The organism is Streptomyces sp. NPDC000878, assembly GCF_053599695.1.
Map to the genome: position 1 here is coordinate 14,189 of NZ_JBSFMT010000054.1, position 26,641 is coordinate 40,829.

At 71.3% G+C, this 26,641-nt stretch carries 24 protein-coding genes and 1 pseudogene; 17 read left to right on the top strand and 8 right to left on the bottom strand.

Annotated features, from left to right (window positions below; translation table 11 throughout):
- Positions 1-7 precede the first annotated feature (7 nt).
- The 4 genes and pseudogenes from ACWDR4_RS34855 to ACWDR4_RS34870 all read left to right on the top strand — a co-directional run.
- Positions 8-142 (top strand): annotated as a pseudogene (locus ACWDR4_RS34855) (ABC transporter ATP-binding protein); the annotation flags it as partial.
- Positions 143-244: 102 nt separating this feature from the next.
- On the top strand, positions 245-631 hold the full coding sequence (locus ACWDR4_RS34860; protein ID WP_450414369.1) for a VOC family protein: 387 nt from the start codon (positions 245-247) through the stop codon (positions 629-631).
- A gap of 59 nt (positions 632-690) precedes the next feature.
- Complete coding sequence (locus tag ACWDR4_RS34865) at positions 691-1,302, top strand: DinB family protein (RefSeq protein ID WP_450414370.1); 612 nt, start codon at positions 691-693, stop codon at positions 1,300-1,302.
- 94 nt (positions 1,303-1,396) lie between these two features.
- Positions 1,397-1,876 carry a VOC family protein gene (locus ACWDR4_RS34870; RefSeq protein ID WP_450414371.1) on the top strand — a complete coding sequence of 160 codons (480 nt, stop codon included), beginning with the start codon at positions 1,397-1,399 and terminating at the stop codon, positions 1,874-1,876.
- 52 nt (positions 1,877-1,928) lie between these two features.
- Here ACWDR4_RS34870 and ACWDR4_RS34875 read toward each other — a convergent pair whose 3' ends face one another.
- Both ACWDR4_RS34875 and ACWDR4_RS34880 read right to left on the bottom strand, forming a co-directional pair.
- On the bottom strand, positions 1,929-3,698 hold the full coding sequence (locus ACWDR4_RS34875; RefSeq protein ID WP_450414372.1) for an ABC transporter ATP-binding protein: 1,770 nt from the start codon (positions 3,696-3,698) through the stop codon (positions 1,929-1,931).
- Between the two features lie 101 nt (positions 3,699-3,799).
- Positions 3,800-4,690 (bottom strand): aminoglycoside phosphotransferase family protein, encoded by an 891-nt coding sequence (locus tag ACWDR4_RS34880; RefSeq protein WP_450414374.1) that lies wholly within the window; start codon positions 4,688-4,690, stop codon positions 3,800-3,802.
- A 454-nt stretch (positions 4,691-5,144) separates the two neighbouring features.
- On the opposite strand from ACWDR4_RS34880, the gene ACWDR4_RS34885 reads away from it, so the two are divergent.
- Genes ACWDR4_RS34885 through ACWDR4_RS34910 form a run of 6 tightly spaced genes read left to right on the top strand, consistent with a single transcriptional unit; the run spans position 5,145 to position 12,993 of the window.
- Positions 5,145-6,731 (top strand): ABC transporter substrate-binding protein, encoded by a 1,587-nt coding sequence (locus ACWDR4_RS34885; RefSeq protein ID WP_450414376.1) that lies wholly within the window; start codon positions 5,145-5,147, stop codon positions 6,729-6,731.
- Positions 6,732-6,733: 2 nt separating this feature from the next.
- A complete protein-coding gene (locus ACWDR4_RS34890; RefSeq protein ID WP_450414437.1) occupies positions 6,734-7,690 on the top strand; it encodes an ABC transporter permease in 957 nt (318 codons plus the stop codon).
- Positions 7,687-8,553: an ABC transporter permease gene (locus ACWDR4_RS34895; RefSeq protein WP_450414378.1), complete on the top strand. Its 867-nt coding sequence runs from the start codon at positions 7,687-7,689 to the stop codon at positions 8,551-8,553. Before ACWDR4_RS34890 ends, ACWDR4_RS34895 begins: the two co-directional genes overlap by 4 nt.
- Positions 8,553-10,307, top strand: a complete 1,755-nt coding sequence (locus ACWDR4_RS34900; RefSeq protein WP_450414380.1) for a dipeptide ABC transporter ATP-binding protein — start codon at positions 8,553-8,555, stop codon at positions 10,305-10,307. The genes ACWDR4_RS34895 and ACWDR4_RS34900 overlap by 1 nt, the downstream gene beginning before the upstream one ends.
- Entirely contained in the window at positions 10,304-12,322 is a 2,019-nt protein-coding gene (locus ACWDR4_RS34905) for a CocE/NonD family hydrolase (protein WP_450414381.1), read from the top strand. Before ACWDR4_RS34900 ends, ACWDR4_RS34905 begins: the two co-directional genes overlap by 4 nt.
- On the top strand, positions 12,289-12,993 hold the full coding sequence (locus tag ACWDR4_RS34910) for a TetR/AcrR family transcriptional regulator (RefSeq protein WP_450414382.1): 705 nt from the start codon (positions 12,289-12,291) through the stop codon (positions 12,991-12,993). Before ACWDR4_RS34905 ends, ACWDR4_RS34910 begins: the two co-directional genes overlap by 34 nt.
- Before the next feature lie 60 nt (positions 12,994-13,053).
- Here the strand turns inward: ACWDR4_RS34910 and ACWDR4_RS34915 are convergent, their stop codons facing one another.
- Entirely contained in the window at positions 13,054-13,689 is a 636-nt protein-coding gene (locus ACWDR4_RS34915) for a DUF3105 domain-containing protein (RefSeq protein ID WP_450414383.1), read from the bottom strand.
- A 55-nt stretch (positions 13,690-13,744) separates the two neighbouring features.
- A complete protein-coding gene (locus tag ACWDR4_RS34920) occupies positions 13,745-14,134 on the bottom strand; it encodes a hypothetical protein (RefSeq protein WP_450414384.1) in 390 nt (129 codons plus the stop codon).
- 236 nt (positions 14,135-14,370) lie between these two features.
- Between ACWDR4_RS34920 and ACWDR4_RS34925 the strand changes: the two genes are divergently transcribed.
- From ACWDR4_RS34925 to ACWDR4_RS34945, 5 genes are all read left to right on the top strand, one after another.
- Positions 14,371-15,171 carry a VOC family protein gene (locus ACWDR4_RS34925; protein WP_450414386.1) on the top strand — a complete coding sequence of 267 codons (801 nt, stop codon included), beginning with the start codon at positions 14,371-14,373 and terminating at the stop codon, positions 15,169-15,171.
- Between the two features lie 45 nt (positions 15,172-15,216).
- A complete protein-coding gene (locus tag ACWDR4_RS34930) occupies positions 15,217-15,909 on the top strand; it encodes a ribonuclease H family protein (RefSeq protein WP_450414387.1) in 693 nt (230 codons plus the stop codon).
- A gap of 145 nt (positions 15,910-16,054) precedes the next feature.
- The gene (locus ACWDR4_RS34935) at positions 16,055-17,296 is read left to right on the top strand and encodes an FAD-dependent monooxygenase (RefSeq protein ID WP_450414388.1); all 1,242 of its coding nucleotides are present in this window, start codon (positions 16,055-16,057) and stop codon (positions 17,294-17,296) included.
- 106 nt (positions 17,297-17,402) lie between these two features.
- Positions 17,403-18,890: an MFS transporter gene (locus ACWDR4_RS34940; RefSeq protein WP_450414389.1), complete on the top strand. Its 1,488-nt coding sequence runs from the start codon at positions 17,403-17,405 to the stop codon at positions 18,888-18,890.
- Entirely contained in the window at positions 18,887-19,516 is a 630-nt protein-coding gene (locus ACWDR4_RS34945; protein ID WP_450414391.1) for a TetR/AcrR family transcriptional regulator, read from the top strand. Before ACWDR4_RS34940 ends, ACWDR4_RS34945 begins: the two co-directional genes overlap by 4 nt.
- 6 nt (positions 19,517-19,522) lie before the next feature.
- On the opposite strand, the gene ACWDR4_RS34950 is transcribed toward ACWDR4_RS34945, so the two are convergent.
- The gene (locus tag ACWDR4_RS34950; protein ID WP_450414392.1) at positions 19,523-21,244 is read right to left on the bottom strand and encodes a cholesterol oxidase substrate-binding domain-containing protein; all 1,722 of its coding nucleotides are present in this window, start codon (positions 21,242-21,244) and stop codon (positions 19,523-19,525) included.
- Between the two features lie 146 nt (positions 21,245-21,390).
- On the opposite strand from ACWDR4_RS34950, the gene ACWDR4_RS34955 reads away from it, so the two are divergent.
- On the top strand, positions 21,391-22,374 hold the full coding sequence (locus ACWDR4_RS34955; RefSeq protein WP_450414393.1) for an aldo/keto reductase: 984 nt from the start codon (positions 21,391-21,393) through the stop codon (positions 22,372-22,374).
- Positions 22,375-22,411: 37 nt separating this feature from the next.
- Here ACWDR4_RS34955 and ACWDR4_RS34960 read toward each other — a convergent pair whose 3' ends face one another.
- Positions 22,412-22,759: a hypothetical protein gene (locus ACWDR4_RS34960; RefSeq protein WP_450414395.1), complete on the bottom strand. Its 348-nt coding sequence runs from the start codon at positions 22,757-22,759 to the stop codon at positions 22,412-22,414.
- A 152-nt stretch (positions 22,760-22,911) separates the two neighbouring features.
- Between ACWDR4_RS34960 and ACWDR4_RS34965 the strand changes: the two genes are divergently transcribed.
- Positions 22,912-23,412: a DUF6328 family protein gene (locus tag ACWDR4_RS34965; RefSeq protein WP_450414397.1), complete on the top strand. Its 501-nt coding sequence runs from the start codon at positions 22,912-22,914 to the stop codon at positions 23,410-23,412.
- 81 nt (positions 23,413-23,493) lie between these two features.
- On the opposite strand, the gene ACWDR4_RS34970 is transcribed toward ACWDR4_RS34965, so the two are convergent.
- Positions 23,494-24,636 (bottom strand): hypothetical protein, encoded by a 1,143-nt coding sequence (locus ACWDR4_RS34970; protein ID WP_450414399.1) that lies wholly within the window; start codon positions 24,634-24,636, stop codon positions 23,494-23,496.
- Between the two features lie 169 nt (positions 24,637-24,805).
- Positions 24,806-26,473: a serine/threonine-protein kinase gene (locus tag ACWDR4_RS34975; protein ID WP_450414438.1), complete on the bottom strand. Its 1,668-nt coding sequence runs from the start codon at positions 26,471-26,473 to the stop codon at positions 24,806-24,808.
- Positions 26,474-26,641: the final 168 nt, after the last annotated feature.

The following is a 26,641-nucleotide window of genomic DNA, read 5'->3' on the forward strand; positions in this document are numbered from 1 at the left end:
GCTCGACCGCCGACTGGTGGTCGAGCAGGGACCGACGGCGCGTGTACTCGGCGACCCGCAGGACCCGTACACCCGGCTCCTGCTGGCCTCGGTGCCCCACGAGGGCTGGGACCCCGGCGGCGTACGACCGCTGGTTGCGTGATGATGCGGGAGGGCACCGCGCACCCCTGAGCACCGCACACCCCACGCACACTGCACCCCGTGCGCACCGCACACTCCATGACCCGAAACGAGAGAGGGCACCATGAGGATCCACCTGACCAGCGTCTTCGTCGACGACCAGGACAAGGCTCTGCGCTTCTACACGGACGTGCTGGGCTTCGTGAAGAAGACCGAGGTCCCGGTGGGCGCGGACCGCTGGCTGACCGTGGTCTCGCCCGAGGATCCCGACGGGACCGAACTGCTGCTTGAGCCCTCGGGCCACCCCGCGGTGAAGCCGTACAAGGACGCGCTGGTCAAGGACGGCATCCCGGCCACCGCCTTCGCTGTGGACGACGTGCACGCGGAGTTCGACCGGCTGCGCGGGCTCGGTGTGCGCTTCACCCAGGAGCCGATGGAGATGGGCCCGGTCACCACCGCGGTGCTGGACGACACGTGCGGCAACCTGATCCAGATCGTGCACCAGGCGTAGTCTCCGCGCCGCTCCGATAATCGGTGGCGGACCGGGACGACGCGCGCCACGATGCCCCCATGGACTCGCGTGAGCACGACACCGAAACGACGGCGACTCGGTGGACGGTCGCGACCGTCTATGACGACATGTGGGTCGACCCGGACGACGATCCGCGCGAGACCGAGACCGAGATCGTCGACGAACGCGGCGTGCTGCTGGAGGGCTTGCGCCACTTCCGCCTCACCGTGGAGATGAAGTGCGCGGGCCTGGACGCCGAACAGATGGCCCGGCGCTCCGTACCGCCGTCCACGATGTCCCTGCTCGGGCTGATCCGGCATCTCACCGAGGACGAACGCCACTTCCGCCGGGTCATGGCCGGCGAGGACGCGCCCAAGCTGTACCGCACCGAGGACGACCGCGACGGCGACTGGAACGGCGCGGTCGCCGATCCGGCGGTCGTCGAGGACGCCTGGCGGCAGTGGCGGCTGGAGACGGAACGCACCGACGCCTTCATCGCGAGCGTCGCCGATCTCGGCACCACGAACGCCGGCTTCTCCGACTTCGGCGCCGAACACGGCGGACACCTCCAGGTCCGTGATGTCCTGGCGGCGCACGTCAACGAGTACGCGCGGCACTGCGGCCACGCCGATCTCCTGCGCGAGCGGATCGACGGCCGCGTGGGCCAGTAGGCCGCCGTTCGGAAAACTCACCGCGCCACCGATGAGTTTCCGCACGAGGATCGGTCGAAAGGGGTGACAGCTCTCCCGCTCCAGGAGGTTCTCCATGACGACCGACGGATTCACCACGTGTCTCTGGTTCGACGGCACGGCCGAGGAAGCCGCGCACTTCTACGTCTCGATCTTCAAGAACTCGTCCCTCGGGAAGATCGGCTACTACAACGAGGCCGGACCCGCCCCCGCCGGCGGCGTGATGGCCGTCGACTTCGTGGCCAACGGACAGAAGTTCGTCGCCCTGAACGGCGGCCCGATGTTCAAGTTCAGCGAGGCGATCTCCTTCCAGATCTACTGCGCCGACCAGGCAGAGGTCGACCACTACTGGGCCAAGCTCACCGAGGGCGGCGAGGGCGGCCCCTGCGGTTGGCTCAAGGACAAGTACGGCGTGTCCTGGCAGGTCATCCCGGACGGCCTGATCGAGATGATCGGCGACCCGGACCAGGAGAAGGCCGTCCGCACCACCAAGGCCATGTACGCGATGGGCAAGCTGGACATCGCCGCCCTGAAGAAGGCGTACGCGGGGGAGTAGGGGCGACCCGGCCGGTCGTCGTCGGCCCGAGCCACCCCCGCACTCCGGTGGCTCAGGCCGGCTGACCGCTGCTGTGCAGCGCCGCGTAGACACCGCCGCGCCGCAACAGCTCCTCGTGCGAGCCGATCTCCCGTACGGCGCCGTCCTCCATCACCACGATGCGGTCGGCGCCCCGGATCGTCGACAGCCGGTGCGCGACGACGAACGTCGTACGCCCGTGCAGCAGCCGCGCCAACGCCTCCTGCACGAGCGCCTCCGACCGGGTGTCCAGCGCCGAGGTCGCCTCGTCGAGGATCAGCACCCGGGGGTCGCGGATCAGCGCCCGCGCGATGGCGAGCCGCTGCCGCTGGCCCCCGGACAGCCGCGCGCCGTGCTCACCTACCAGGGTGTCCACGCCGTGCGGCAGCCGGTCGACGAACTCCAGCGCGTTGGCGTCCCGCAAGGCGGCCCGCACCGCCGCGTCGTCGGCGTCGTCCATGCCGTACGCCACGTTCTCCCGGACCGTCCCGTCGAACAGGATCGACTCCTGCGGCACCACCGACACGAACCGCCGGTACGTCCGCAGGTCCAGCGTGTTCATGTCGGTCCCGTCGAGCAGCAGCCGCCCCGAGGTCGGCCGGATGAACCCGATCACGAGGTTCAGCACGGTCGACTTCCCGGCCCCCGAGGCGCCGACCAGCGCGATCGTCTCACCGGGCGACACGGTGAGCCCGAAGTCCCGTACGGCGGGCCGCCCGCCCTCGTCGTACGCGTACCCCACGCCCTCGAAGGCCACCTCGCCCCGCAGCCCGGTCACGGCGATCTTCCCCGCGTTGTCCTCCAGTTCGGGCGCCTCCAGCACCTCGCCGACCGAGCGCACCGACTCCAGCCCCTTGGTGATGACAGGCGCGAGCCCCGCGAGCGTCGTCATGGAGTTGGTGAGGGTGGTCAGGAACGCGCTCAACATGACCACATCACCCGGGGTGACACCCCAGACGCCGTAGTACGAGACGAGCGCCGCGCCCGTCAGGAACAGCACGCCGACCGCGTTCAGGAACACCCAGGCCAGCGAGGCGAACCGCCCGTTGAGCAGGTCGAGGCGGAGCCCGGAGGTGAGCACCTGGCGCAGGGTCCGGTCCATCCGGCCCAGCGCCTTGCCCTCCAGCCCGTGCGCCCGCGTGACGGAGATCAGCCGGGTCATCTCGCTCACCCGTGACGACAGTTGCTCGACCTCGTGCCGGAAACTCTCGTTCTGGGCGCGCAGCCGCGTCCGTAGCCGGACGATCAGCAGAGCCGCGACCGGCACCACCAGCAGGAACACCGGCAGGAACTCGGGCGTACGGATCCCGATGACGACCAGCCCGCCCATGAGCACGGTGAGCGCGCCGAGCCCCGAGTCGGAACTCTGCTGCATCATCTGCTCGACGGTCTCCACATCACGGACGACCTTCGCCTGGAGCACGCCCGCGCTGACCCGTGAGTGGTAGCCGATGGACAGCTGCTGCATCCGCGTGCACAGCGCGGACCGCAGATCGGTCCCCATACGGCGCACGCTGCCGTACAGCAGTCGGACGTACAGCAGATGCAGCGGCGGATTCACCACCAGGATCAGCATGATGACCCCGGCGCTGAGCCAGAGCCTGCCGAGCGGGCGGTGCTCGACGACGGTGTCGACGATGTCCGCGGTGATCAGCGGCAGCAGCCAGATCGGGCTGTGCTTGACGGTGAAGACGACCAGCGCGACGCCGAGCCGCCACCGGTCTGCACGGAACAGATAGGCGAGGGTGCGTATCGGGTGCTCGCCCCGGTAACGGTGGTCGAGTGGCTGCTCGGACGACGCCATGGACGGGGGTCCTCCTTGAGAACCGGGCAGTTGGTGCGTGGGTGGTCGACAATCGGGCACTGGGGCATTTGGCAAGCGCTTTCTGCCCTCTGTGCGCCGACCTACACCGACTCGGCCAGGATCTCCCTGATCACATGCCGGGAGTTCTCCGCGAGCACCGGATTCGTGTCCCAGTAGTACGGCAGCTGGATCAGCGAGATCGACAGCGCCCAGCCACGCCCGCGCGCCCACTCGGCGTCGTCGGCGCCCACGGCCTCGCGGAAGGTGTCGCGGACGTCGGCGGGCAGCAGGTTCCAGGCCACGATCAGGTCGACGGCCGGATCGCCGATCCCGGTGCAGCCGAAGTCGATCACGGCGCTCAGCCGTCCCTCGGTGACCAGCATGTTGCCCGGTGACAGGTCCGCGTGCGCCCAGACCGCCGGTCCCGTGTGCTCGGGAGCCCGCAGGGCCTCCTCCCACAGGGCCGTCACCGCCGCCGTGTCCACCGCCCCCGCCAGCTGGGCGAGGGCCGCGCGCGTGTCCGCGTCCCGCGCCGACAGCGGGACCGCCCGGTAGTGGGCCGGCCCGTCCCCGGCGTCGACACGGCGCAGGGCGCGGACGAATTCGGCGAGTTCCTTGGCCAGCGTCTCGGGGGAGTCGAGGGCGCCTGCGACCGGATTCCGCCCGTCCAGCCAGCCGTACACGGACCACGGCCACGGGAACCCCTCGCCGGCCCCGCCCCGTCCGAGCGGCTCGGGCACGGCGACCGGCAGCCGTGGCCCCAGCAGGGACAGCCAGCGCTGCTCGTGCTCGATGGCGCCCACCGCTCCGGGATGCCTCGGCAGCCGGACGACCAGCTCACCGCCGAGCCGGAACATGGCGTTCTCGGTCCCGGCGGACTCCAGCCGCTCCACGGGCAGGCCCGCCCACTCGGGAAACTGCCGGGCGATCAGGCGCTGGACCAGCGAGGCATCGATCTCCACCTCGTCGGCATGCATCTTCAGGGCACACATGCCGACCATCCCAGCGGCCGACGGGCCCGCAGTCCACCGAATTTGGCGGTACGGGATGCCCGGGCGGCGGTCGAGACCACGGGCCCGCCCGTTGCCGGACCGTGGGTCGGCCCGTCACCGGACCGCGAGTTGACCCGTCGAGGTGCCGCGTGTCGGCCTGTCCGGGACTGCGGGTCGGCCCGTCGAGGTGCCGCGTGTCGGCCTGTCCGGGACTGCGGGTCGGCCCGTCCGGGACCGTGGGCCAGCCCGTCGAGGGGCCGCGCGTCGGCCCGGCCAGGACTGCGGCCCCGCCCGTCGCCAAGCCGACCGGACCGTCGCCGTCCCCGCGTAACCACTGCGTTTCCCCGGTTAATTTCCGCCGCCGAAGGGTTGGCGGGAAACCGCTCCCTCGTTATCGTTCACGCACTTCACTCAATCGTTCCGCTGAACGAATAGCGGGAAGGGCGGTCGGTCCATGTCCGACATCCACCACCCGGCACGGCGGTCGGTGCTCGCCGCGGGTGTGGCCTCGGCGGCCTCGCTCGGCGCGTCCTGGCTGCTGACCGGCTGCACGGGCGCCGCGTCCGCGCCGGTGCTGCCCGCCGCCGCGCAGGAAGGCACCCCCGACCGCGGCGGCACCCTGCGCATCGCCCGGCCGCCCGCCTCCGACGCCGAGACCCTCGATCCGGCGAGCGCCCTGTCCGCGTACGAATACCTGGGCGCCCTCTACAACCGCCTCGTCCGTGTCGCCGCCGACGGCACCCTCGCCCCCGACCTCGCCGAGTCCTGGGAACCGGACGCCAAGGCGAGCACCTGGACCTTCCGGCTCCGCAAGGGCGTCGCCTTCCACGACGGACGCGCCTTCACCTCCGCCGACGCGGCCTACACACTCCGGCACATCCTCGACAAGGCCACCGCCTCTCCGCAGGCGGCCGTTCTCGCTCCGCTGGTCGACCCGGCCGTGCTGCGCACCCCCGACGAGCACACCCTCGTCGTCCCGCTGAAGACCCCGAACGCCGAGTTCCCGAGCCTCCTCACCCACTACAACTGCTATGTCGTCCCGGACGGCAGCGCCCGCTCGATCGGCCGCACGGGCATCGGCACCGGCCCCTTCAAGCTGGAGTCGTTCGCCCCCGCCGGACCCGGCCGGGTCACCGCGTACCCGGACCACTGGGCGGGCCGTCCCGTCCTCGACGCGATCGCCTTCTACTCGGTCGCCGACATGTCGGCGCGATCGAATGCCCTGCTGGCAGGGCAGGTTGACCTGCTCTCGCAGACCAACCTCGACTTCGCCACCGCCCGCGTGGTCGCCGCATCCGACCGCGCGACCGTCGCCCGCGTCAAGAACGCCCAGTGGTACGTCCTGCCGATGCTCACCACGGAGAAGCCCTTCACGGACGTACGCGTCCGGCAGGCCATGAAGCTCGCCTACGACCCCGAGCACGTGGTGAAGGTCGCGCTGCAGGGCGCTGGCGCCGCAGGCTGGGACAACCCCGTACCGCCCAGCGACCCCAACCACCTCTCCGCACACCCGGCGCACGACCCGGAGAAGGCCCGTTACCTGCTCAAGCAGGCAGGGCAGGAGGGGCTGGCCGTCGACCTCTACACCTCCTCGTACGACCCGATCTTCACGCCGATGGCCCTCGCCTACCAGGACTCCGCCAAGCGGGCCGGCATCCGGATCAGGGTCAAGACGGCCGCCGCGGACTCCTACTACACCCAGATCTGGATGAAGAAGCCGCTCATGGCCACCTACTGGTTCACCGGCAGACCCGTCGACCAGCTCTTCACCCAGATCTTCCGCAGCGGCTCCTCCTACAACGAGACCGCCTGGTCCGACAAGGCCTTCGACGCCGTCCTGGACCGGGCGCGCCGCGAGACCGACGACACGAAACGCCGCGAACTGTACGGCGAGGCACAGACGTTGGTGATCGAGAAGGGCGGGGCGATGACCCCGATGTTCGCCGACCGGCTCGTCGGGATCTCCCGCAAGGTGCGCGGATACGACGAGCACGGCTTCGAGTTCGACTACCGCGGCATCGGCCTGAAGGACGGGGCGTGAGCATGCTGTCCTTCGTCGCCCGCCGGATCGTCGCCGCCTTCGGCACCCTCCTCCTCTCCTCCGTCCTGGTCTTCCTCGCCGTCCAGGCCCTCCCCGGCGACGTCGCCACCCAGGTCCTCGGCAAGGACGCCACCCCGGACGCCGTCGCCGCCCTGCGCACCCAGCTGGGCCTCGACCAGCCCGCCTGGGAGCGCTACTTCGACTGGGTACGCGGTGCGCTGCACGGCGACTTCGGCACCTCGCTCGTCTCCGGCAAGGCCGTCGGCGGCGAAGTGTCCCTGTACCTCGGCAACTCGGCGCTGATCGCCCTGATCACCGTCCTGTTCGCGGTCACCGGCTCGATCGTCCTCGGCATCGTCGCCGGCCTGTACCGCGACCGCTGGCCCGACCACCTCATCTCCACGGTCAGCCTGGTCGGCATGAGCGTCCCCGAGTTCGTCGTCGCGACCGTCCTGGTGCTCTGCTTCTCCGTCGCACTGCCCTGGTTCCCGGCGGTCGTGCTGTACGGACCCGAGGCGACCGTCGGCCAACTCCTGCCCGCCGTATGGCTTCCGGCCCTCGCGCTGGCCATCGTCATGGCCGCGTACATCGTGCGGATGGCCCGCACCTCGGTGATCGACGTGATGGCGAGCGAGTACGTGACGACCGCTCGCCTGAAGGGTCTGTCGACCTGGCGGGTGGTCACCCGGCACGCCCTGCCGAGCGCACTGCTGCCCACCCTGCACGTCATCGCCCTCAACGTCGCCTGGCTCGCGGGCGGGGTCGCGGTCGTCGAGAACGTCTTCAACTACCCCGGCATCGGAAAGCTGATGCTCTCCTCCGTGCAGAACCGGGACCTGCCCGTCATCCAGGCCATCGCCCTGGTCAGCGCGGTCGTGTACGTGTGCTGCAACCTCGCCGCCGACCTCGCGGCGATGGCCCTGAACCCCAAGCTCCGTACGCGCGGGAGGACCCGATGACCGCCCTCACCCTCGCCCCCGTGGCCGGCCGTGCCTGGCGCACCCTGCGCACCTCACGCACCGCCGTCATCGGCCTCGCGATCGTCGCCGTACACGTCCTGATCGCCCTGCTCGCCCCCGTCCTCACCTCCTACGACCCCATCGCCAACGACTCCTCGGAGGCGTTGCTGGGCCCGAGCTGGAGCCACTGGGCGGGCACCGACCAGTACGGCCGGGACGTCCTCGCCCGCGTGCTGTACGGCGGTCGCTATGCCCTCGGTGTCTCGGTCACCGCGACTCTGCTGACCGTCGCCATCGGTACGGTCATCGGATGTGCGGCGGCACTGCGCGGCGGCTGGTTCGACGACGTGCTGGGCCGCGTGCTGGACGCGATCCTGTCCGTGCCGTCCGTCCTGGCGCTGCTCGTCATCGTGACCGCCCTCGGCACCGGCCCGTCGGTCATCGTCCTGGCCATCGCCGTCGTGTACGTCCCGCAGGTCGTCCGCGTCGTGCGCGGTGCCGCTCTCGCGGTCGTACCCGCCGACTACGTCACCGCCGCCCGGGCGCGCGGCGAGGGCACCTGGGCGATCCTGCGGCGGGAGATCCTGCCGAACATCACCGACGTGGTGTGCGTGGAGTTCGCGATGCGGGCCTCCTGGGTGGTCCTGCTGATCTCCTCGCTGTCCTTCCTCGGCTTCGGCGCCGACCCGCCGACCCCCGACTGGGGGCTGATGGTCGCCGAGAACCGCACGGCGATCACTGTCGTCCCGATGGCGAGCCTCGCACCGATCATCGCCCTGGCCACCCTCGTGGTCGGGCTCAACCTCGCGGCCGACGGCCTGTCCAAGGCGTGGGGCGTCGACAGGATCAGGGAGGGCAACTGATGCCCGGCTCGATCGTTTCCGTGAACTCCCTCTCCGTGGCCTACCGTTCGGGCGGCCGTGACGTGCCCGTCGTGCACGAGGTGTCGCTGGAGGTCGCCCAGGGGCGGACGCTGGCCCTCGTCGGCGAGTCCGGCAGCGGCAAGTCCACTGTCGCGGCCACCCTGTTGGGGCATCTGCGACACGGGTCGCGGATCACCGGCGGTTCGGTCGTCGTGGACGGCCAGGACGTGTTCGCCCTGCCCGCACGGGAGTTGAGGCAGCTGCGGGGCAGCACCGTCGCCCTGGTCGGCCAGAACGCAGGCCACGCGCTCACCCCGTCCATGCGAATCGGCCGGCAGATCGCGGAGGCGGGCGGCAGTGTCCCCGTCGTCGACCTGCTGGAACAGGTCCGGCTGCCGCGCCCCGCCGAACTGGCCCGGCGCTACCCGCACGAGCTGTCCGGCGGCCAGCAGCAGCGCGTCGCCATCGCCATGGCCGTCGCGGCCCGCCCCAAGGTCCTCGTCCTCGACGAGCCGACGACCGGCCTCGACGTGGTGACACAGCGCGGTGTCCTCGACCTGATCGCCGCCCTGCGCGACGAACTCGGCCTGGCCGCCGTCCTGGTGAGCCATGACCTCGGCGTCGTCGCCCACATGGCCGACGAGGTCACCGTCCTGCGCTCGGGGCGGGTCGTGGAGGCGGCGCCCACGCGCACGCTCTTCACGGCGCCCCAAGACCCGTACACCAGACGCCTGTTGGCGAGCGTGCCGCGCCTCGACGACGCCGGGCTCGCGGTCGTGGGCGAGACGGGCGAGCGGGAGGTGCGCGCGAAGGTGCCCGTACCCGACGACTCACCCGTCGCCGTCTCGGCCGTCGACGTCACCGTCGACTACGGCTCCGCCCGGGCCGTGCACGGCGTCTCCTTCGATGTGCGGCGCGGCGAAGTCCTCGCCCTCGTCGGCGAGTCGGGCAGCGGCAAGTCGACGCTCGCCTGGACCCTCGCGGGGCTGCGCACCCCGTCCGGCGGCACGATGACCCACCAGCCGGGGCACACCGACCCGGGCGACCTGGCCCGGCCCGCCGGGCGGCGTCCGCTGTCCCTGCGGCGACGCGTGCAGCTCGTCTTCCAGAACGCGGACACCTCCCTCAACCCCCGCCGCTCGGTGGGCGACGCGATCCGCCGCCCGCTCCGGTTCTTCGGTACGGCGGACAGCCGCCCGCAGGCCGCCGAACGGGCCCGGGGGCTCATCGCCGACGTCCGGCTCGACCCCGACCTGGCCGACCGGCTGCCCGCCCAGCTCTCCGGCGGCCAGCGCCAACGCATAGGCATCGCACGGGCGTTGGCGGGCGAGCCCGACGTCCTCATCGCCGACGAGATCACCACCGCCCTCGACGTCTCTGTCCAGGCCGACGTCCTGCGCCTCCTCGACGACCTGCGCCGGGAACGCCAGTTGGCCTGCCTGTTCATCAGCCACGACCTGGCAGTCGTCCGGGGCATCGCGGACCGGGTGGTGGTGCTGCGGAACGGGGTCGTGGTCGAAGAGGGCCCGACGGACGCGGTGTTCGCCTCGCCCGGGCACCCCTACACCCGCCAGCTGATGGCCGCCGCCCTCGAACCCGACCCCGACGCCCACCCGTTCGTCGAGGGCGGGACGGGCGACCTCGACTGGGAGGACGCGGCCGAACCCGACGACCAGTGGACCGAGCACGGCGACGGACACCGGGTCCGCCGCTGGCGCACGGCCGACGCCCTTGTCACCGAAGGAGTTTCGTGAAGTACCGCGAGGAGTTCGAGCGTCAGGTCGTCCGCGAGGACGTCTGGATCCCCACCCGGGACGGCCGGACCCGCCTGCACGCCCGCATCTGGCGCCCGGTGGACGCCGTCACGGACCCGGTGCCCGCGCTGCTCGAATACCTCCCGTACCGCAAGAGCGACTGGACGGCCCCGCGCGACGCCCAGCGCCACCCCTGGTACGCCGGACACGGCTACGCCTCCGTCCGCGTCGACATCCGGGGACACGGGGACAGCGAGGGCATGCCCGGCGACGAGTACGACGCGCAGGAACTCGCGGACGGCGTCGACGTCGTCAACTGGCTTGCCGCACAGCCCTGGTGCACGGGCAAGGTCGGCATGTTCGGCATCTCCTGGGGCGGCTTCAACTCCCTCCAGATAGCCGCCCTCGCCCCGGAACCGCTGAAGGCGATCGTCACCGTCTGCTCGACCGACGACCGCTACGACAACGACGTCCACTACACGGGCGGCGCCGTCCTCGGCATCGACATGCTCGCCTGGGCCGGCACGATGCTCGCCTTCGCGGCCCGCCCGCCGGACCCGACGGTCGTCGGCACGGACCGCTGGCTGCCCATGTGGTGCGAGCGCCTCGACGCCCTCGAACCCTTCCTGCACACCTGGCTGGACCATCAGCAGCGCGACGACTACTGGAAGCACGGCAGCGTCTGCGAGGACTACGACTCCATCGGCGCGGCCGTCCTCGCGGTCGGCGGCTGGCACGACCCGTACCGGGACGCCGTACTGCGCCTGGTGGAACACCTGCCCGCAGACCGGGTGCGAGGCCTGATCGGTCCCTGGTCGCACCAGTACCCGGACCGGGGACTCCCGCCCGGCCCCGCGATCGGCTTCCTCCAGGAGACCCTGCGCTGGTGGGACCAGCACCTCAAGGGCATCGACACCGGCGTCATGCGGGAGCCGTTGCTCCGGGCCTGGGTCAACGACCCGGTGCCGCCCGCGACCTCGTACGAGGAGATGCCGGGCAGGTGGGTGGGGGAGAGCAACTGGCCCTTGCCGAACGTCACGTGGGACACGCGCCCGCTCGGTTCCGGCGGCGCCCCCGTCCTCGTACGATCGCCGCAGCACACCGGACTCGACGCCGGGCGCTTCTTCCCCTTCGGCAACGCGAGCGATCTGCCGCCCGATCAGCGGGAGGAGGACGGGCGTTCGGTGTGCTTCGACTCGCCGGTGCTGGAGGAACGGGTCGAGATCCTCGGGCGCCCGCGTGTCCGGCTGCGCCTCGACAGCGCGACCCCGCGCGCCCATGTGATCGCCCGGCTGTGCGACGTCGCCCCCGACGGGTCGTCGACGCTCGTCACGCGCGGGGTGCTCAACCTGCTGAGCAGGCACGGTCGGGACAAGGCCGTGGAGTGGAACCCGGGGACGCACGAGGACGTCGAGTTCGAGCTGAACGGCATCGGCTACGCCTTCCCGCCCGGCCATCGCGTCCGGGTGGCCGTCTCCGACGCCTACTGGCCGTGGGTGTGGCCGCACGGCGAACGCGGCGAGCTGCGCGTCGTACCGGGCGACAGTGCCGTACTCCTGCCGGTGCGGGAGACATCGGGCGAGGCGCAGGCGATCGTGTTCGAGGAGCCCGAGCAGGCCCCGCCGCTGCCCGTGACGTACGACCGGCCCGCCGACCCGGCACCCGAACGGCTTGTCACGCACGATGTGGCCAAGGGGGAGTGGACCCTGGAGGTCGACCCCAACTACGGGGGCTCGCGCACCTATCCGGACGGCCTGCGGTACGAGGAGAGCGCGCGAGAGACCTACCGCATCCGCTCCGACGACCCGCTGTCCGCGCGGGCCGTCTCCGAGTGGCGCATCCGGCTGCGGCGCGGGGCGGGCGGCGACGAGTGGGACGCTGAGATCATGGCGCGGACGGAGCTGCGGGCCACGGCCGCGGAGTTCGTCATGGACAGTCGCGTCGAAGCACGGGCGAACGGAGAGACAGTGGCCAAGCGCGCATGGCACCGCACCACCCCGAGGACCTCGGGATGACGGCCGCCGAGCCCTCCCGGACCGCCGCGAAGGCCCCCCGACGTGCCGTGGCCGCCGCCGACCGCACCCGGCAGCCCACCGAGGTGCGCCGACGGCTCATCGTCGAGGCGGCCGTGCCGCTGATAGCGGAGCGCGGCTACGCGGCGGTGGGCGTGCGCGACGTCGCCGCCGCGGCCGGGGTGTCGGTCGGCACCGTCACCTACCACTTCGGCAGCGTCCAGGAGATCCTCTCCGAGGCGATGGTGCTGCACATCGAGCGCTACTACGGGGCGCTCAACGAGGCCGCCGAGCGGGCGAGCAGCGGGGCCGAGGCGCTGCGGCTGCTCGTCGACGCGCTGTTCACCGAGGACACCGACCGGCACTGGCGAATGTGGTTCGACTACTGGAACGCGGGCTCCCTGGTCGAACGGGGCGTCACCGACGAGGCCTTCGCGCGCGGCCAGGCCCAGCGCTACGACGCCTGGCACAGCCAGATCCGCGCACTGGCCGAACGAGCCGTCGCCGACGGGGAGTTCACCTGCGACGACCTCGACGGCTTCACCGTCCGCTTCGCCGCCCTCGCCGACGGCCTGGCCCTGCAACGGCTGCGCCAGGCACCCCCGTTGAGCACCCAGGACGCCCGCAGGCACCTCAACCGGCTGATCGGGACGGAGCTTCGACCGTCCGCCTGAGCGGACCGGGGCGCCGACGCGGGGACGTCCGATGTGAACGCCCCGCGTCCGGCGCTCAGTTCACGGCGTCATGCCGTTGGTGCACGCGGCACCGGGCTCGGGGGTCTGCTCACCCTGGACGTACTTGTCGAGGAACTTCGTGACCCTCGGGTCCGAGGCCTTGTCCACCTTGAGCTGGTGCTCCCAGGCGCTCAGCACGATCGGCGACGACTGGTCCTCGTACGGACTCATGAAGGTGTACGACGTGTTGGTCACCTTCTCGGAGAGGGTCTCGACGTCCGCCTTGGCCGCCTTGTCGGTGTACGTGATCCAGACGGCGCCGTGTTCGAGGGCGTGCACGGCGTTCTCGTCGGGGACCGCCTTCGTGTAGACCTGCCGGTCGCAGTTCACCCACACCTGGTTGTGGTCGCCGCCGACGGGCGGGCTCATCTTGTAGGTGACGGCCGTGTCGACGTGGTTCTGGGTGAGCTTGGACCAGCTCTTCACGCCCGATATCGGCGCGGCCTTCGCTTCTTCCTTCTCCTGGGCGGAGTCGACGAGATACCAGCCGCCGCCGGCCAGGCCGACGAGGATGACGGCGGTCGCACCGAGCGTGATCAGACGCATACGGCGCTCACGGGCCTGCTCGGCCTTGCGCAGCTCTTCCATGTGGGCGCGGCGGGCCGCGGTCTTCGCCTTGGCATTGGATGTACCCATGGGATGTCCTTCTCCGGTGATGGTCGTGGTCGTGGCCGAACGGATCGGGCACGGTCTAGACCCGGAGCAGTTGCAGCTCGTGGAGATCGGGGGGACGGGCTCCGCCCGGGGTCCGCGACGGGCTCAGCGGGAGGCGGGCGGGGGTGGTGCTCAGCTGGTCGCGGGTGGCGGCCCGGTCCGCGCCGATGAAAGGGGCGTGGTTGAGGACGCCGAGGTGACCGGGGGTGTGACAGCCGTGGTGGGGGCTCTCCTGGCAGGGGTCTCGGTCGGTGACGTGCGCGGCGTGTGCGGACGTCGACGTCGGCCCTCCGGTGTCCGGCGCGGACAGGGAGCCGGCGCAGGAGAAGGCGAATGTCGCGAGGACCAGGAGCAGGATGCTCAGCAGGGGCGGGGCGCTGCCGCGGGCATGCCGCAGTGCGGGGCGGCGCACCCGTGCTGCGGACATCTGGACACCTGGGGTAGGAGAGGAGGCAAGCGCCGATGAAATTATCAGACTGCGGGTGTGTGTTTTGGCTGCGGGTTGGTGGGGGCTTGTCGCGCAGTTCCCCGCGCCCCTTTGGGGCGCTTCTCCCTCCGTCTGTAACAGGTCAGGCCTCTCGACGCGCGTCCTGGACGAAGCCTGACTAGCGTGAGGAATCGGACCCACCCGACTCGATCGACTAGACCGGAGAGGCCGGAGCCATGGCCGTGCAACCTGAGGGAACGCCCTGTTGGGCCGATGCGATGTTCAGCGATGTCGAGGGAGCCAAGAGCTTCTACGGCGAGGTGCTGGGCTGGACCTTCGGCGAGTCGTCGTCGGAGCACGGCAACTACACGCAGGCCTACGCCGACGGCAAGGCGGTCGCCGCCGTCGTCCCGCCCATGCCCGGGCAGGAAGGGCAGTCCGCGTGGTGTCTGTATCTCGCCACGCCGGACGCCGCCGCCACCGCCTCCAAGATCCGTGAAAACGGCGGCGAGCTGCTGATGGAGCCGATGCAGGTGGGCGAGTTCGGCACCATGTGCCTGGCCCGCGACCCCGGCGGCGTCGTCTTCGGCGTCTGGCAGGCCGGGACCCACGAAGGCTTCGAAGCGGGACCGGAACAGGCCGGCGCCTACTGCTGGGCCGAGGTCTTCACGCGCGAGACCGAGAAGTCGGACACCTTCTTCCCGGCCGTCTTCGGCTACTCGGCGAAGCAGATGCAGGACGACGCCATGGACTTCCGGATGTACGACCTGGGCGAGAACACCGTCCTCGGCCGGATGAAGATGACGGACGACTTCCCGCCCGAGATGCCGCCGTACATCAACGTCTACTTCAGCGTCGGCAACTGCGACGACGCCGTCGCCACGGCCACCAAGCTCGGCGGCGTGCTGCGCTTCGGGCCCTTGGACAGCCCGTTCGGCCGGTTCGCCGCGCTGAGCGATCCGCAGGGTGCCAACTTCTCGATCATCGACGTGACGACGACGGCCGGTGAGATGCCCAAGTCGGCGGACGTGGGCTGAGGGAGACACCGGTAAGGGCGGGCGGGGGCCCGGTTCACGCATGGCATGATCGAGCGCATGCGTGAACGAGTGGTGGCCGCCTGCGACGGGGCCTCGAAGGGAAATCCGGGACCTGCGGGCTGGGCCTGGGTGGTGGCCGACGGCTCGGAGAGCCCCACTCGCTGGGAGGCCGGGCCGCTCGGCAGAGCCACCAACAACGTCGCCGAACTCACCGCGCTGGAACGGCTGCTGTCGGCCGTCGCCCCGGACGTACCGCTGGAGATCCGCATGGACTCCCAGTACGCGATGAAGGCCGTCACCACCTGGCTGCCCGGCTGGAAGCGCAAGGGCTGGAAGACGGCCGCCGGCAAGCCCGTCGCCAACCAGGAACTCGTCGTCCGTATCGACGAGCTGCTCGACGGCCGCTCGGTCGAGTTCCGCTACGTGCCGGCCCACCAGGTCGACGGCGACAAGCTCAACGACTTCGCCGACCGCGCCGCCAGCCAGGCCGCGATCGTGCAGCAGTCGGCGGGCAGCGACCTCGGTTCCCCGGAACCCCCGGCCTCGCCCGACACCCCACGCTCGACGCCCAAGAAGACGTCCCGGCCGCGCAGCGCCAACTCCTCCACCAACCGCACCCTCAAGGCGAAGTTCCCCGGCCGCTGCGCCTGCGGACGGGCCTACGCGGCAGGCGAGACGATCGCCAAGAACCCCCAGGGCTGGGGCCACCCGGAGTGCCGCACGGCCGAAGCGCTCTGAGGTGCCCCGCAGGGGCAGCCTCCCAGGGGCGCGGGGAACTGCGCGACCAGCCCCCATGGACCCGCAGCAGAAATCCATCCACGCGCCCACCTACTGCTACTCTCCGACGCGAACTGACCACCTTCTGTAATCGCTAGGGGTGTGCGTGAAGGTCGCCTGTGTCGGAGCCGGGCCCGCCGGCCTGTATCTCTCGATCCTGCTGAAGCAGCAGGACCCGTCCCACGACATCACCGTGTACGAGCGCGACCCGGCGGGCTCGACCTACGGCTGGGGCGTCACCTACTGGCGCGGACTGCTCGACAAGCTCCACGAGCACGACCCCGAGTCCGCGCGGGCCATCGCCGACGCCTCGGTGACCTGGGACCACGGGGTCGCCCACGTGGGCGACAGCGCGACCCGGCACCCGGGCGACGAGGGCTTCGGCATCGGCCGCCACAAGCTCCTCGACATCCTCGCCGACCGGGCCCGACAGCTGGGCGTCCGGCTGGAGTTCGAGCACGGGATCACCGACGCCGCCGAACTGGCCGACGCCGACCTCGTCGTGGCCGCAGACGGCGTCAACAGCGCGCTGCGCGAACAGCACACCGAACACTTCGGCGCTGGCCTGCGGGCTGGGCGCAACCGGTACATCTGGCTAGGCACCACCAAGGTCTTCGACGCCTTCACCTTCGCCTTCAAGGAGACGGAGCACGGCTGGATCTGGTGCTACGGCTACGGCTACGGCCAGGACCACAGCACCTGCGTCGTCGAGTGCTCCCCCGAGACCTGGAGCGGCCTCGGCCTTGACCGGGCGAACGAGGCCGACGGCCTGGCCCAGCTGGAGAAGCTCTTCGCCGACGTGCTGGACGGGCACCCCCTGATCGGCCGTTCCGCCGCCGACGGCGCCGCCCAGTGGCTCAACTTCCGCACCCTCACCAACCGCACCTGGCACCACGGCAACCTCGTCCTGCTCGGCGACGCCGCCCACACCACGCACTACTCCATCGGCGCCGGCACCACCCTCGCCCTGGAGGACGCCATCGCCCTGGCCGACGCCCTCCGCACGCACCCCGAACTCCCCGCGGCCCTCACCGCCTACGAGGAGCAGCGCAAGTCGGAACTGCTCTCCATCCAGAGCGCGGCCCGCTACAGCGCCCAGTGGTACGAGAACCTGCCGCGCTACATCCGGCTGCCCCCGGCCCGCATGTTCGCCCTGCTCGGCCAGCGCCACTCGCCGCTGCTGCCCTATGTGCCGCCCCAGCTGTACTACGGCATCGACCGGGCGGCGGGGCGCCTCGAAGCGCTGCGCCGGTTCAAGCGCTGGCTCGGGCCGAAGCTCGCCCGCACCGCGCAGACCCGGGTGCTGGCCTCCCGTACCCGCGAAGAGGCCGAGGTCTCCGGCAAATAGCCTGGTCACGACAGTCGGCATTGGGTGAATGGCGATTCACCGCTATGGTGAATCGCCATTCACCCAATTTTTCTGTCGCGCAGAGCGGCCGGCCGCTGGAGTACCGATGGACCAGCCTGTCCCGATATCCGACCCATCGGCCCCGCCTCCGCGGAGCCTGCGGGAGCGGATGACCGTTCCGGCGCTGGCGTTCGGCGGGATGCTCTATGCGGTCATGCAGACCGTCGTCATCCCGCTCCTGCCCGACCTGCCCCGGCTGACCGGTTCCTCGCCCGGCGCGGTCTCCTGGATGGTGACCGCGACTCTGCTGTCCGGCGCCGTCCTCACCCCGGTACTGGGACGGGCCGGCGACATGTACGGCAAGCGGCGGGTGCTCATCGCGGGCCTCGGGCTGATGGTCGTCGGCTCGGTGATGTGCGCCCTGTCGTCCGACATTCGCGTGCTCATCACGGCCCGTGCCCTGCAAGGCGCCGCGTCCGCCGTCGTACCGCTCTCGATCAGCATCCTGCGCGACGAACTGCCGCCGGAACGTACGGGGAGCGCGGTCGCGCTGATGAGCGCCACCGTCGGGATCGGCGCAGCCCTGGGGCTGCCGCTCGCCGCGCTGATCGTCCAGTACGCGGACTGGCACGTCATGTTCTGGGCGACCGCCGGCCTCGGTGCGTCGGGCGTGGCCGCCGTGTGGTGGGCGGTGCGCGAGTCACCCGTCCGGGAGCCGGGGCGCTTCGACGTCGTGGGCGCGCTGGGGCTGGCCGTCGGGCTGGTGTGTCTGCTCCTCGGGATCGTCGAGGGCGGCGAGTGGGGCTGGGGCAGCGCGCGTGTCCTGGGACTGTTCTTCGGAGCTGTTGGTGTGCTCGGGCTGTGGTGGTGGCAGCAACTGCGCACCCGGGAGCCTCTGGTGGACCTGCGGCTGGTGGCCCGGCCCCGGGTCGGACTGTCCCATGTCGCCGCCCTGCTGACCGGGTTCGCCTTCTACTCCAACTCCCTGGTGACGGCCCAGCTGGTGCAGGCGCCCGAGGCCACCGGGTACGGGCTCGGCCTGTCCATCGTCGCGACGGGCCTCGTCCTGCTCCCCGGCGGCATCGTCATGCTGGTGTTCTCGCCCGTCTCGGCCCGGCTCTCGGCGAAGTACGGGCCGCGCGTCACCCTGGTCATCGGCACGGCCGTCATCGCGCTCGGCTACGTCGTGCGCATCGCGGACAGCCGCGACCTGTGGATGATCATCGTGGGCGCCTCGGTCGTCGGTCTGGGCACCACCTTCGCGTACTCGGCCCTGCCCACGCTGATCCTGCGGGCCGTACCGCCCGGCCAGACCGCCTCCGCCAACGGCGTCAACGTCCTGATGCGCACGATCGGCCAGGCCATGTGCAGTGCCGCCGTCGTCGCCGTGCTGGTACGCCACACCAGCCCGGTCGCCGGTACGCCGGTGCCCACCCTGCACGGCTATCTGCTGGCGTTCGGGATGGCCGGCGTCGTCGCCCTGCTGGCCTGCACGGCGGCCCTCACCATCCCCGGCGACCCGGTCACCGGCGGCACCCGGCGCGCCCGTGGCCGCACCAAGGGCGTCCGGGACGGGGCGATGGAGGGAGCATGAGTGCCGTGCACACCCCACCGACGACCGACACCGATCCCGGCACCGACGGCACCGACACCGGACCGACCCCGGCGGCGCCCCCGCGCCGGGACGCGGAGCAGACCAAGGCCGCCATCCTGCGCGCCGCCCGTCACCTGCTCGCCCGCCACTCGCAAGCGGACATCACCCTCAAGGCGGTCGCCGAACGCGCCGGTGTCAGCCCGCCGTTGATCCTCAAGTACTTCGGCAACAAGGACGCCCTCTTCACCCGCGTGATGTCCTTCGAACAGGACGCCGAAGCCCTGCTGGACGCCCCCCTCGACGACCTCGGCCGCCACATGGTCCGCCTCCTCCTCACCGGCCAGACCGAGCGCGGCGCCGACCCCGTCCTGCGGATCGTCTTCGCCCCCCTTCAGGGCGACCGCGGCGACATCATGCGCGCCAACTTCCGCACCCAGGTGAGCGAACGCCTCGCCGGCCGCCTCACCGGCCCCGACCCGGGCCTGCGCGCCGAACTGGCCGTCGGCACGCTGCTCGGCCTGGGCGTCATGTACGGCATCGCCCGGGGAACGCATCTGCGGGAGGCGACGATCGACGACATCGTGGACCGGTACGCCCCCACCGTGCAGGCCCTGCTCACTCCCTGACGGGCCTCAGCGCAGCAGCCGGTCGAGGAACGCGTTCCCGAACACGCGGTGCGGGTCGAGCCGGTCCAGCGTCCCGACGGCCTGCTGCCACACGCCGTCCCCGAACGAAGCCGGTACGGCCGTACCGACGACCTCCTCGTCGCTCCACCCGGCCGAGTCCGTGTACCCCCACCCCTTGGACCACTCGACCCTGGTCAGCGCGTGCCCGCCGTCGTACGTCCCGAGCAGGAACTGTTCGAGCTCGCGGAAGAACGCCTCCGCGTACGGCGTCCCGGGCAGCGTCAGGACGTCCAGCCAGACGGCGGTGTCCCACTCGGGATGCCCGTCGACGGGCCGCAGCGCGGACAGCAGCGGGGCCCGGGCACCGGCCGAGTCGGCGTCGCCCGGGTGGTCGAGGCCGGTGGCGCGGATCTCGACGGTGCCGTTGACCGGGAAGCGCCCCAGGGCGGCGTACGCGGCGAGGCGCTCCCGGTAGAACGCGGTGAACTCGGCGATCACGCGCTGCACTTGGTCCCGGCTGGTCAGCACCGCGTAGCCGTTCGCGGTCACCCGGAGAGTCGTCGGCTTGACGTACAGCAGCGTGTTCTTCGACGGCCCCCAGATGTCCGCCGACAGCGTTGCCACCAGCCCGAGCGCGGCCACGTCCAGCTGCGCGTTGCCGAGCACCGGCGCCAGATACCAGGCACCGTCGGCCAGGATCCGCCCGACGAGGTCCGCCACCAGGGTCGGGACGTTGTCGGAGAAGGGGTAGTTGTACGGCGACCACACGCGCCGTGAGGTGAGCGGTCTGGTCGGCGTGACGCTCCACACCTTCAGCCACGGGAACTCGGTGAAGGCGAACCAGATCGTCTCCACCCGCCCGGCCTCGTCGAGGAAGCTCGCGAAGGTACGCCCGCCGGAGCCGGTACCGGGCGCCGCGAACAGCTCGGACGCCGGGATGTCCGTACGGCTGACGCAGCGCAGGTTCGCGTTCCTCCCCACCCGCAGCACGACCTCGACGACCAGGGACCGGCCGAGGTGGGTGAGCAGCGCCGCGCAGTCCGCCTCGTCGCGGTCGAACGTCCGCAGGACATAGGCGCCGGCGTCCTCGTCCCACACGACCGCCGTCAGCGACAGCACGAGGTTGCTGAGCGAGCCGTACGTGTGTCCGGGCTGCCTGGTCTCTCCGTCGGCCGGTACGGCGGTGCCGTGCGCGTCGACAGCGAGCGCGCCGCCCAGGGTGAGGTCGCCGGGCGCGGGCGCTGCCGTGACCCCGAGTCCGTGCTGCTCAAGGTGGGTGAGCAGGGCCTCCAGGGTGACCCCGGTGCCGGCGCGCACGGCGGCGGGGCCGGTGGACTCCAGGGCGAGCCCGGTGAGATGGGGAGCGGTGTCGATCAGGAGCACGGGCGCGTCGGACTCGGTACCGTCGGTGATCGTCAGGGGCGACCAGCCGTGCGCGGAGCCCCGGGCGCGGACCGTCCAGCCGTGCCGCCAGGCCCAGTTGACGACCTCGACCACCTGGCCGGGGTCGGCCGGCGCGCAGGCCCAGAGTCCGTCGGCGGTGATTTCGCCGACCCAGTTGCGGTAGCCGGAGCGGTAGGGGGTGACGTCCGTCGGGAAGTCGGGCAGCTCGGCTGCTGCGACCGCCGGATCGGCCGCGATCGCCACGAGGGCGAGGGACGCCGTGCCGAGGAGGAAGCTCCGGCGGGTCCATGGGGAGCCGTTGGTTCGCGCCAGTTGATCAGTCACCCGGTCACGCTAGGCGCTCTGCGGGAAGGGCGGTAGATCGCCTGCGGGTCCGTCGTGGCTGGTCGCGCCCACGCGGCGGGGCCGCAATTCGATACAGCCCCGCGCCCCTTTGGGGCGCTACTGCTGACGGATGACACACTGACGCCATGGACGAGCGTGTAATCGGTAGGTCGGGTCAGCGGGTGTCGGTCATCGGCCTCGGAACGTGGCAGTTGGGCGCCGACTGGGGCGACGTGGAGGACAAGGACGCCCTCGCGGTGCTGGACGCGGCGGTCGAGTCGGGAGTGACCTTCTTCGACACCGCCGACGTGTACGGCGACGGGCGCAGCGAACAGACCATCGCCACCTTCCTGCGCGGCAGGCCCGAGCTGGACGTGCTGGTCGCGACCAAGATGGGCCGCCGGGTCGACCAGGTCCCCGAGAACTACGTACTCGACAACTTCCGCGCCTGGAACGACCGTTCGCGGCGCAACCTCGGCGTCGACCGGATCGACCTGGTCCAGCTGCACTGCCCGCCGACCCCGGTCTACTCCTCCGACGAGGTCTTCGACGCCCTCGACACCCTGGTCGAGGAGGGGCGTATCGCGCGCTACGGCGTCAGCGTCGAGACCTGCGCGGAGGCGCTCACCGCGATCGCCCGCCCGGGCGTGACCAGTGTGCAGATCATCCTCAACGCGTTCCGCATGAAGCCCCTCGCCGAGGTGCTCCCGGCCGCCGAGAAGGCGGGCGTCGGCATCATCGCCCGGGTCCCGCTCGCCTCGGGCCTGCTGTCGGGCAAGTACACCAAGGACACGGTGTTCCCCGAGAACGACCACCGCACCTACAACCGGCACGGCGAGTCCTTCGACCAGGGCGAGACCTTCTCCGGCGTCGACTACGCGACCGGCGTCGAGGCGGCGGCCGAGTTCTCCGCCCTCGCCCCGGAGGGATACACCCCCGCCCAGCTGGCACTGCGCTGGATCCTCCAGCAGCCGGGTGTGACCTCGGTGATCCCGGGCGCCCGCTCGGCCGAGCAGGCCCTCGCCAACGCGGCGACCGCCGCCCTGCCGCCGCTGTCGCAGGAGACGCTCACCGCGATCCAGGACCTCTACGACCGCCGGATCAAGGCCCAGGTGGAGAGCCGCTGGTAGCGGACGGACCACATCTACGTATCCGTACGTACGCGTGTCACGGCTCCAGGAGCAGCTGCCGTTGCTGCTCCTGGTCGCCGGAGACGCTGCCCCGGTCGTGGGCGGTGAACGTACCGGTGAGGGTGGCGTCCGCGCAGCGGACGGCCTCGGGCGTGCCCTGCACGGTGACCGTGACGGGCGCCGACAGCCGCTCCCGCTCCGGATGACCCGGCGCGTGCGTCTCCGTACCGACCGTGAACGCGGCCGTGTGCACCGTGGAGTGCCCGTCGTCGTCCCCGGGGAACTCGTCCGCCGGTCCGAAGGCGGACTCCAGGGCCCGTACGACCGTCTGCGCGTCGGCGGCGTTGCCGCCGCTGACCGTGAGGGTGAGCTGTGTACCGGACATGGCCGGACCTCCTCCACTGTGGCCACCGTGGTGCACCTCGGGTAACCGCCCCGCCGATCATCCAAACCGCCCGGCCGGGATCAGATCGAACCGCGTCCGACGGGGCACTCGGAGCCGAGAGGTATGTCAGGACGCGGATGCCGGGAGGAACCATGTCGGACACCGACGGTGAGGTCGGCACGCGCGGCCGGGGGCGGGAGGAGACCGAGGAGGAGCGGGCCGACCGCAGGTGGGGCGAGCTCATCCAGGAGGTCCGGGTGGCCCAGACGGGCGTACAGATCCTGTTCGGCTTCCTGCTGACCGTGGTGTTCACGCCGAGGTACGAGCAGCTGGGCGACACGGAGCACACGATCTACATCACCACCGTCGTCCTGGGCGCCGCCGCCACCGGCGCCCTGATCGGACCGGTCGCCCTGCACCGGATCGTCTCCGGCCGCCAGGTGAAACCCGAGGCGGTGCGCTGGGCCTCACACCTGACCTTCGCCGGTCTGGTGCTGCTGTTCGCCACCATGATCTCCGCGCTGCTGCTGGTCCTCCGGGTGGCCACCCACGACGGATACGTGCCCTGGCTGGTCGCGGGGATCGCCGCCTGGTACGTGGCCTGCTGGTTCGTGGTGCCGATGTGGACGCGCCACCGCTACACCGAGGACTGAGGGTCCTGCGACCGCCGACGCCCCGCGAGCAGCACCGGAAGGTGCCGTCGCGGGGCGTCGTGGCCGCCGGGTGCCCGGGTGTTATGCGGGTGCGGTGCGCGACGTGCGCAGCGCCGAGATGCACGAGGCGATGGCCTCCTGGAGTTCCTCCAGCTGCTGGACCATGTCGTCCTCGGCGAACTCCTCGACGTCGTCGAAGGTCAGCTCCTCGAACGCCTTCGTCGCCTTCGACAGGCTGCTGTAGAACTTCGTCCGCCGTTCCTGGACGCGCAGTTCGGGGTCGGCCTCGACGGCCTCGACGACGAGGTTCTTGAGGGTGTCGTAGGCCTCGCTCGCCCACTCGCCGGTGTCCTCGTCCTCGTCCAGCTCGTCGAGGAGGGACAGATGCCGCTCGGCCTCCTGGCGCAGGTCGACGGGCGCGTCGATGGTCTGCCCGGCGGGCGTCTTGACCTGGCCGGACTCGGCGATCTGGCGGACGTATCCGACCCGGTCGGCCGACCGGGACTCGGTCGCGACGGCCTTCTTCAGGTCGTCGGTACGGACGATGTCGCGAGCCAGCTCGGCCTGGAGGTCCGGGTCCTCCTTGATCCGGTCGAGCAGGGCGTGCCGGGCGGCGCGGGCCGTCGAGGGGTCCGCCATGATCGCGGCCCGCAGCGCGGTCGGGTTCTCCGCCACCTCCAGCGCCTTGGTCGGCCGGATGCCCTCGGCCTCGGCGGCCTCCGTGATGGCGACGCCGCGCTCCGAACCGGCGCTGGAACGGGAGCTGTAGTACGTGAGCCACAGGTCGGCGCCCGGGAGTTCGACCTCCTCGCCCGGGGCCAGCGCCTCGAAGTGCGGGACGACACCGTCGTCGGCGGCCTTGTCCCACGCCTTGTAGTAGCGCATGACCCGCTCCGGCGAGCAGTCGGCGAGCCCGGCGAACTCCTTGGCGGAGACCTTCGGCGTCTCACCGGCGGACTCACCGCCGGGCCGCACGCTCCGCGCCACCTTCAGCCCGAAGGCCCAGCCCCCGGTGCGCGCGTAGGCCCCGAACTCCTGCGCGTCACGCGCCACGAGCGGAGACACGTCGAGGCCGTGGGATACCTCGGAGGAGACGTCGTCGGGCTCGGCGGACGGCTCCGACCACTCGGACCCGTCGAACTCCTCGGACACGGGGGACACCTCCGGTGTCTCGGTCGGCTCGGGCATCTCCGATGCTTCGGACGGGGCGATCGCTACGGTCACAGGTGACTCTCCCGGGCGTGGCTGGACGGACTGCGAAGGTGCAGACAGGCAGCCTATATGCGCTCATTGACGCTGCTTTGACAGACCGGGCCCGATCCGGATCCCGGCCTGTCACCGGGCCCGTACGCCTGGTGGTCGACACGTGTCCCCACCCGTGGCTGTACGCCGCTCACTCTCTGAAGGTCCGCAGGAAGGTCTCCAGCGCCCGCCGGTTGGCGGTGTCGTTCCAGTCGGCGGCGGGTGTCGTCCAGCGCAGCGAGTAGCCCGTGTTCTGCCCGGTGAGGAAGCCCCGGCCGAACGTACGGATCCGGATGCCCTCGAAGTCGGACGTCCACTCCATGTCGGCGGCGCTCCGGCCCCGATAGTTCGTCGCCCGGATCTCGCCGATCCGCTGGAAGCCGATGTCCGCCTCGATCAGACCGGGCTGGACGTCGTCGCGCCACACGGCGACCGGGTCCGCGCGGAGCGCCTCGCTGTAGGTGACGGTCAGCGTGCGCGGGTCGTCGTCGGCGCCGAACACGATGCGATAGGCGATGTTGCCGGGGGAGATGTCCTCGCTCAGCCGCTTCCACCCCTGGGGGAGGGCGACGGAGAACCCTTCCGGGGCGTTGTACACCCGGAACCCGGCGGGCAGCGCGTTGGAGTCGGTGGCGGGGCCCGAGGCCGTGGGCGTCGGGGTGGGCTCGGGGGACGTGGCCGGTGCCGACGGTGACGGTGAGACCGGCCCGGAGGCGGTGGCGCTCGGCTCGGGGGGCTGCTCGGGGAGGGCGGTGTTTCCGCCGGCGGAGGAGGCCGACGGGGCCGGGGCGGCGACCGAGGGGCTGGTGTCCGTGCCGGACGCGGAGGCGTCGAGGCCGGGGAGGCTGTCCGTCGTGGCGAGGACGGCGACGGTGACCGTGACGGCGGCCAGGGCCGTACCGGCGAGGGCCAGCTTGCCCGTGCCGCGTCTGTTCCAGGTCCGGCCCGCGCGCCGTGCGGCGTCGCGCAGCCGGGCGGAGGGCACCGGCTCGTCCGAGGTGTCCGGGTCCTCCCTGATGACCCGGACCAGGGCGTCCCGTACGACCGGAGCGGTGAGCCGTTCCCGGGCGTTCTTGCGCAGCAGTCCCGTGATGGCCTGGGTGAGGGGACCGGCGCGCACCGGGCTGCGCAGCGGCAGCCGGTCGACCGCCTTGAGCGTGGCGTCGGGCCGCCCCCGGTCACGGAACGGCGGCCGTCCCTCGGCCATCGCGTAGAGGATCGCGCCGAGCGCCCACAGGTCGGCCGACGGCTCGGCGCGCGCTCCGTGGGCCTGCTCGGGCGAGGCGTACGAGGGTGCGCCGACCCGGGACGCGGAGGTGGCGCCGGCCAGGCCGAAGCCGGTCACGACGACCGGGCCCTGGTCCCGCACGAACACCTGGCCGGGGCTGAGTTCGCCGTGCACGATGCCCTCGCGGTGCGCGGCGTCCAGCACGTCGAGCACTTCGAGCGTGATGCGGGCCGCCCGTACGTAGTTGAACGTGCCCTGCCGCTCAAGGAGTTCACTGAGCGGTGTGCCGTCGATCCACTCGGCGACCGTCCACAGCGTGCCGAACTCCTCGACGACGTCGATCACGACGCCCACCCGTCCGGGCAGGACCAGCCCGAGGATCTCGGACGCGCGCATCACCCGGGCGATGGTCCGGCGCGCGGTCTGCTCCCGGGGATCGGGCGGGAGTTGGATCTGGGTCAGGACGACCGGGCGCTCGGATGCGGTGTCCTCGCCGTTCCAGGAGACCCGGTTCGTTTCGCGGTGGACGACATCGAGGAGTCGGTACCTGCCGGCCACCAACTCGTGTGTGGAGACGTGCGCCTTGACCATGGCCATCCCTCGCTGAACCCCTGGCTCTCACCTTTCCCAGAGGTACGACGGGTGCGACGGGGTGTGTTCAAATATTCGGCAACTCCTGGGCCCGATTCCCCTTTTATTCATCTGCGCCGAGCACGTGTGCGAAGAATTGGGTGAATTCACTGGACCTGAGGTGACGGC

Bases quoted from the DNA above. Each gene is read 5' to 3' on its own strand.
- ACWDR4_RS34860 (WP_450414369.1), top strand. From the start codon at position 245: ATGAGGATCCACCTGACCAGCGTCTTCGTCGACGACCAGGACAAGGCT.
- ACWDR4_RS34865 (WP_450414370.1), top strand. From the start codon at position 691: ATGGACTCGCGTGAGCACGACACCGAAACGACGGCGACTCGGTGGACG.
- ACWDR4_RS34870 (WP_450414371.1), top strand. From the start codon at position 1,397: ATGACGACCGACGGATTCACCACGTGTCTCTGGTTCGACGGCACGGCC.
- ACWDR4_RS34875 (WP_450414372.1), bottom strand. From the start codon at position 3,698: ATGGCGTCGTCCGAGCAGCCACTCGACCACCGTTACCGGGGCGAGCAC.
- ACWDR4_RS34880 (WP_450414374.1), bottom strand. From the start codon at position 4,690: ATGTGTGCCCTGAAGATGCATGCCGACGAGGTGGAGATCGATGCCTCG.
- ACWDR4_RS34885 (WP_450414376.1), top strand. From the start codon at position 5,145: ATGTCCGACATCCACCACCCGGCACGGCGGTCGGTGCTCGCCGCGGGT.
- ACWDR4_RS34890 (WP_450414437.1), top strand. From the start codon at position 6,734: ATGCTGTCCTTCGTCGCCCGCCGGATCGTCGCCGCCTTCGGCACCCTC.
- ACWDR4_RS34895 (WP_450414378.1), top strand. From the start codon at position 7,687: ATGACCGCCCTCACCCTCGCCCCCGTGGCCGGCCGTGCCTGGCGCACC.
- ACWDR4_RS34900 (WP_450414380.1), top strand. From the start codon at position 8,553: ATGCCCGGCTCGATCGTTTCCGTGAACTCCCTCTCCGTGGCCTACCGT.
- ACWDR4_RS34910 (WP_450414382.1), top strand. From the start codon at position 12,289: ATGGCACCGCACCACCCCGAGGACCTCGGGATGACGGCCGCCGAGCCC.
- ACWDR4_RS34915 (WP_450414383.1), bottom strand. From the start codon at position 13,689: ATGGGTACATCCAATGCCAAGGCGAAGACCGCGGCCCGCCGCGCCCAC.
- ACWDR4_RS34920 (WP_450414384.1), bottom strand. From the start codon at position 14,134: ATGTCCGCAGCACGGGTGCGCCGCCCCGCACTGCGGCATGCCCGCGGC.
- ACWDR4_RS34925 (WP_450414386.1), top strand. From the start codon at position 14,371: ATGGCCGTGCAACCTGAGGGAACGCCCTGTTGGGCCGATGCGATGTTC.
- ACWDR4_RS34930 (WP_450414387.1), top strand. From the start codon at position 15,217: ATGATCGAGCGCATGCGTGAACGAGTGGTGGCCGCCTGCGACGGGGCC.
- ACWDR4_RS34940 (WP_450414389.1), top strand. From the start codon at position 17,403: ATGGACCAGCCTGTCCCGATATCCGACCCATCGGCCCCGCCTCCGCGG.
- ACWDR4_RS34945 (WP_450414391.1), top strand. From the start codon at position 18,887: ATGAGTGCCGTGCACACCCCACCGACGACCGACACCGATCCCGGCACC.
- ACWDR4_RS34955 (WP_450414393.1), top strand. From the start codon at position 21,391: ATGGACGAGCGTGTAATCGGTAGGTCGGGTCAGCGGGTGTCGGTCATC.
- ACWDR4_RS34960 (WP_450414395.1), bottom strand. From the start codon at position 22,759: ATGTCCGGTACACAGCTCACCCTCACGGTCAGCGGCGGCAACGCCGCC.
- ACWDR4_RS34965 (WP_450414397.1), top strand. From the start codon at position 22,912: ATGTCGGACACCGACGGTGAGGTCGGCACGCGCGGCCGGGGGCGGGAG.
- ACWDR4_RS34975 (WP_450414438.1), bottom strand. From the start codon at position 26,473: ATGGTCAAGGCGCACGTCTCCACACACGAGTTGGTGGCCGGCAGGTAC.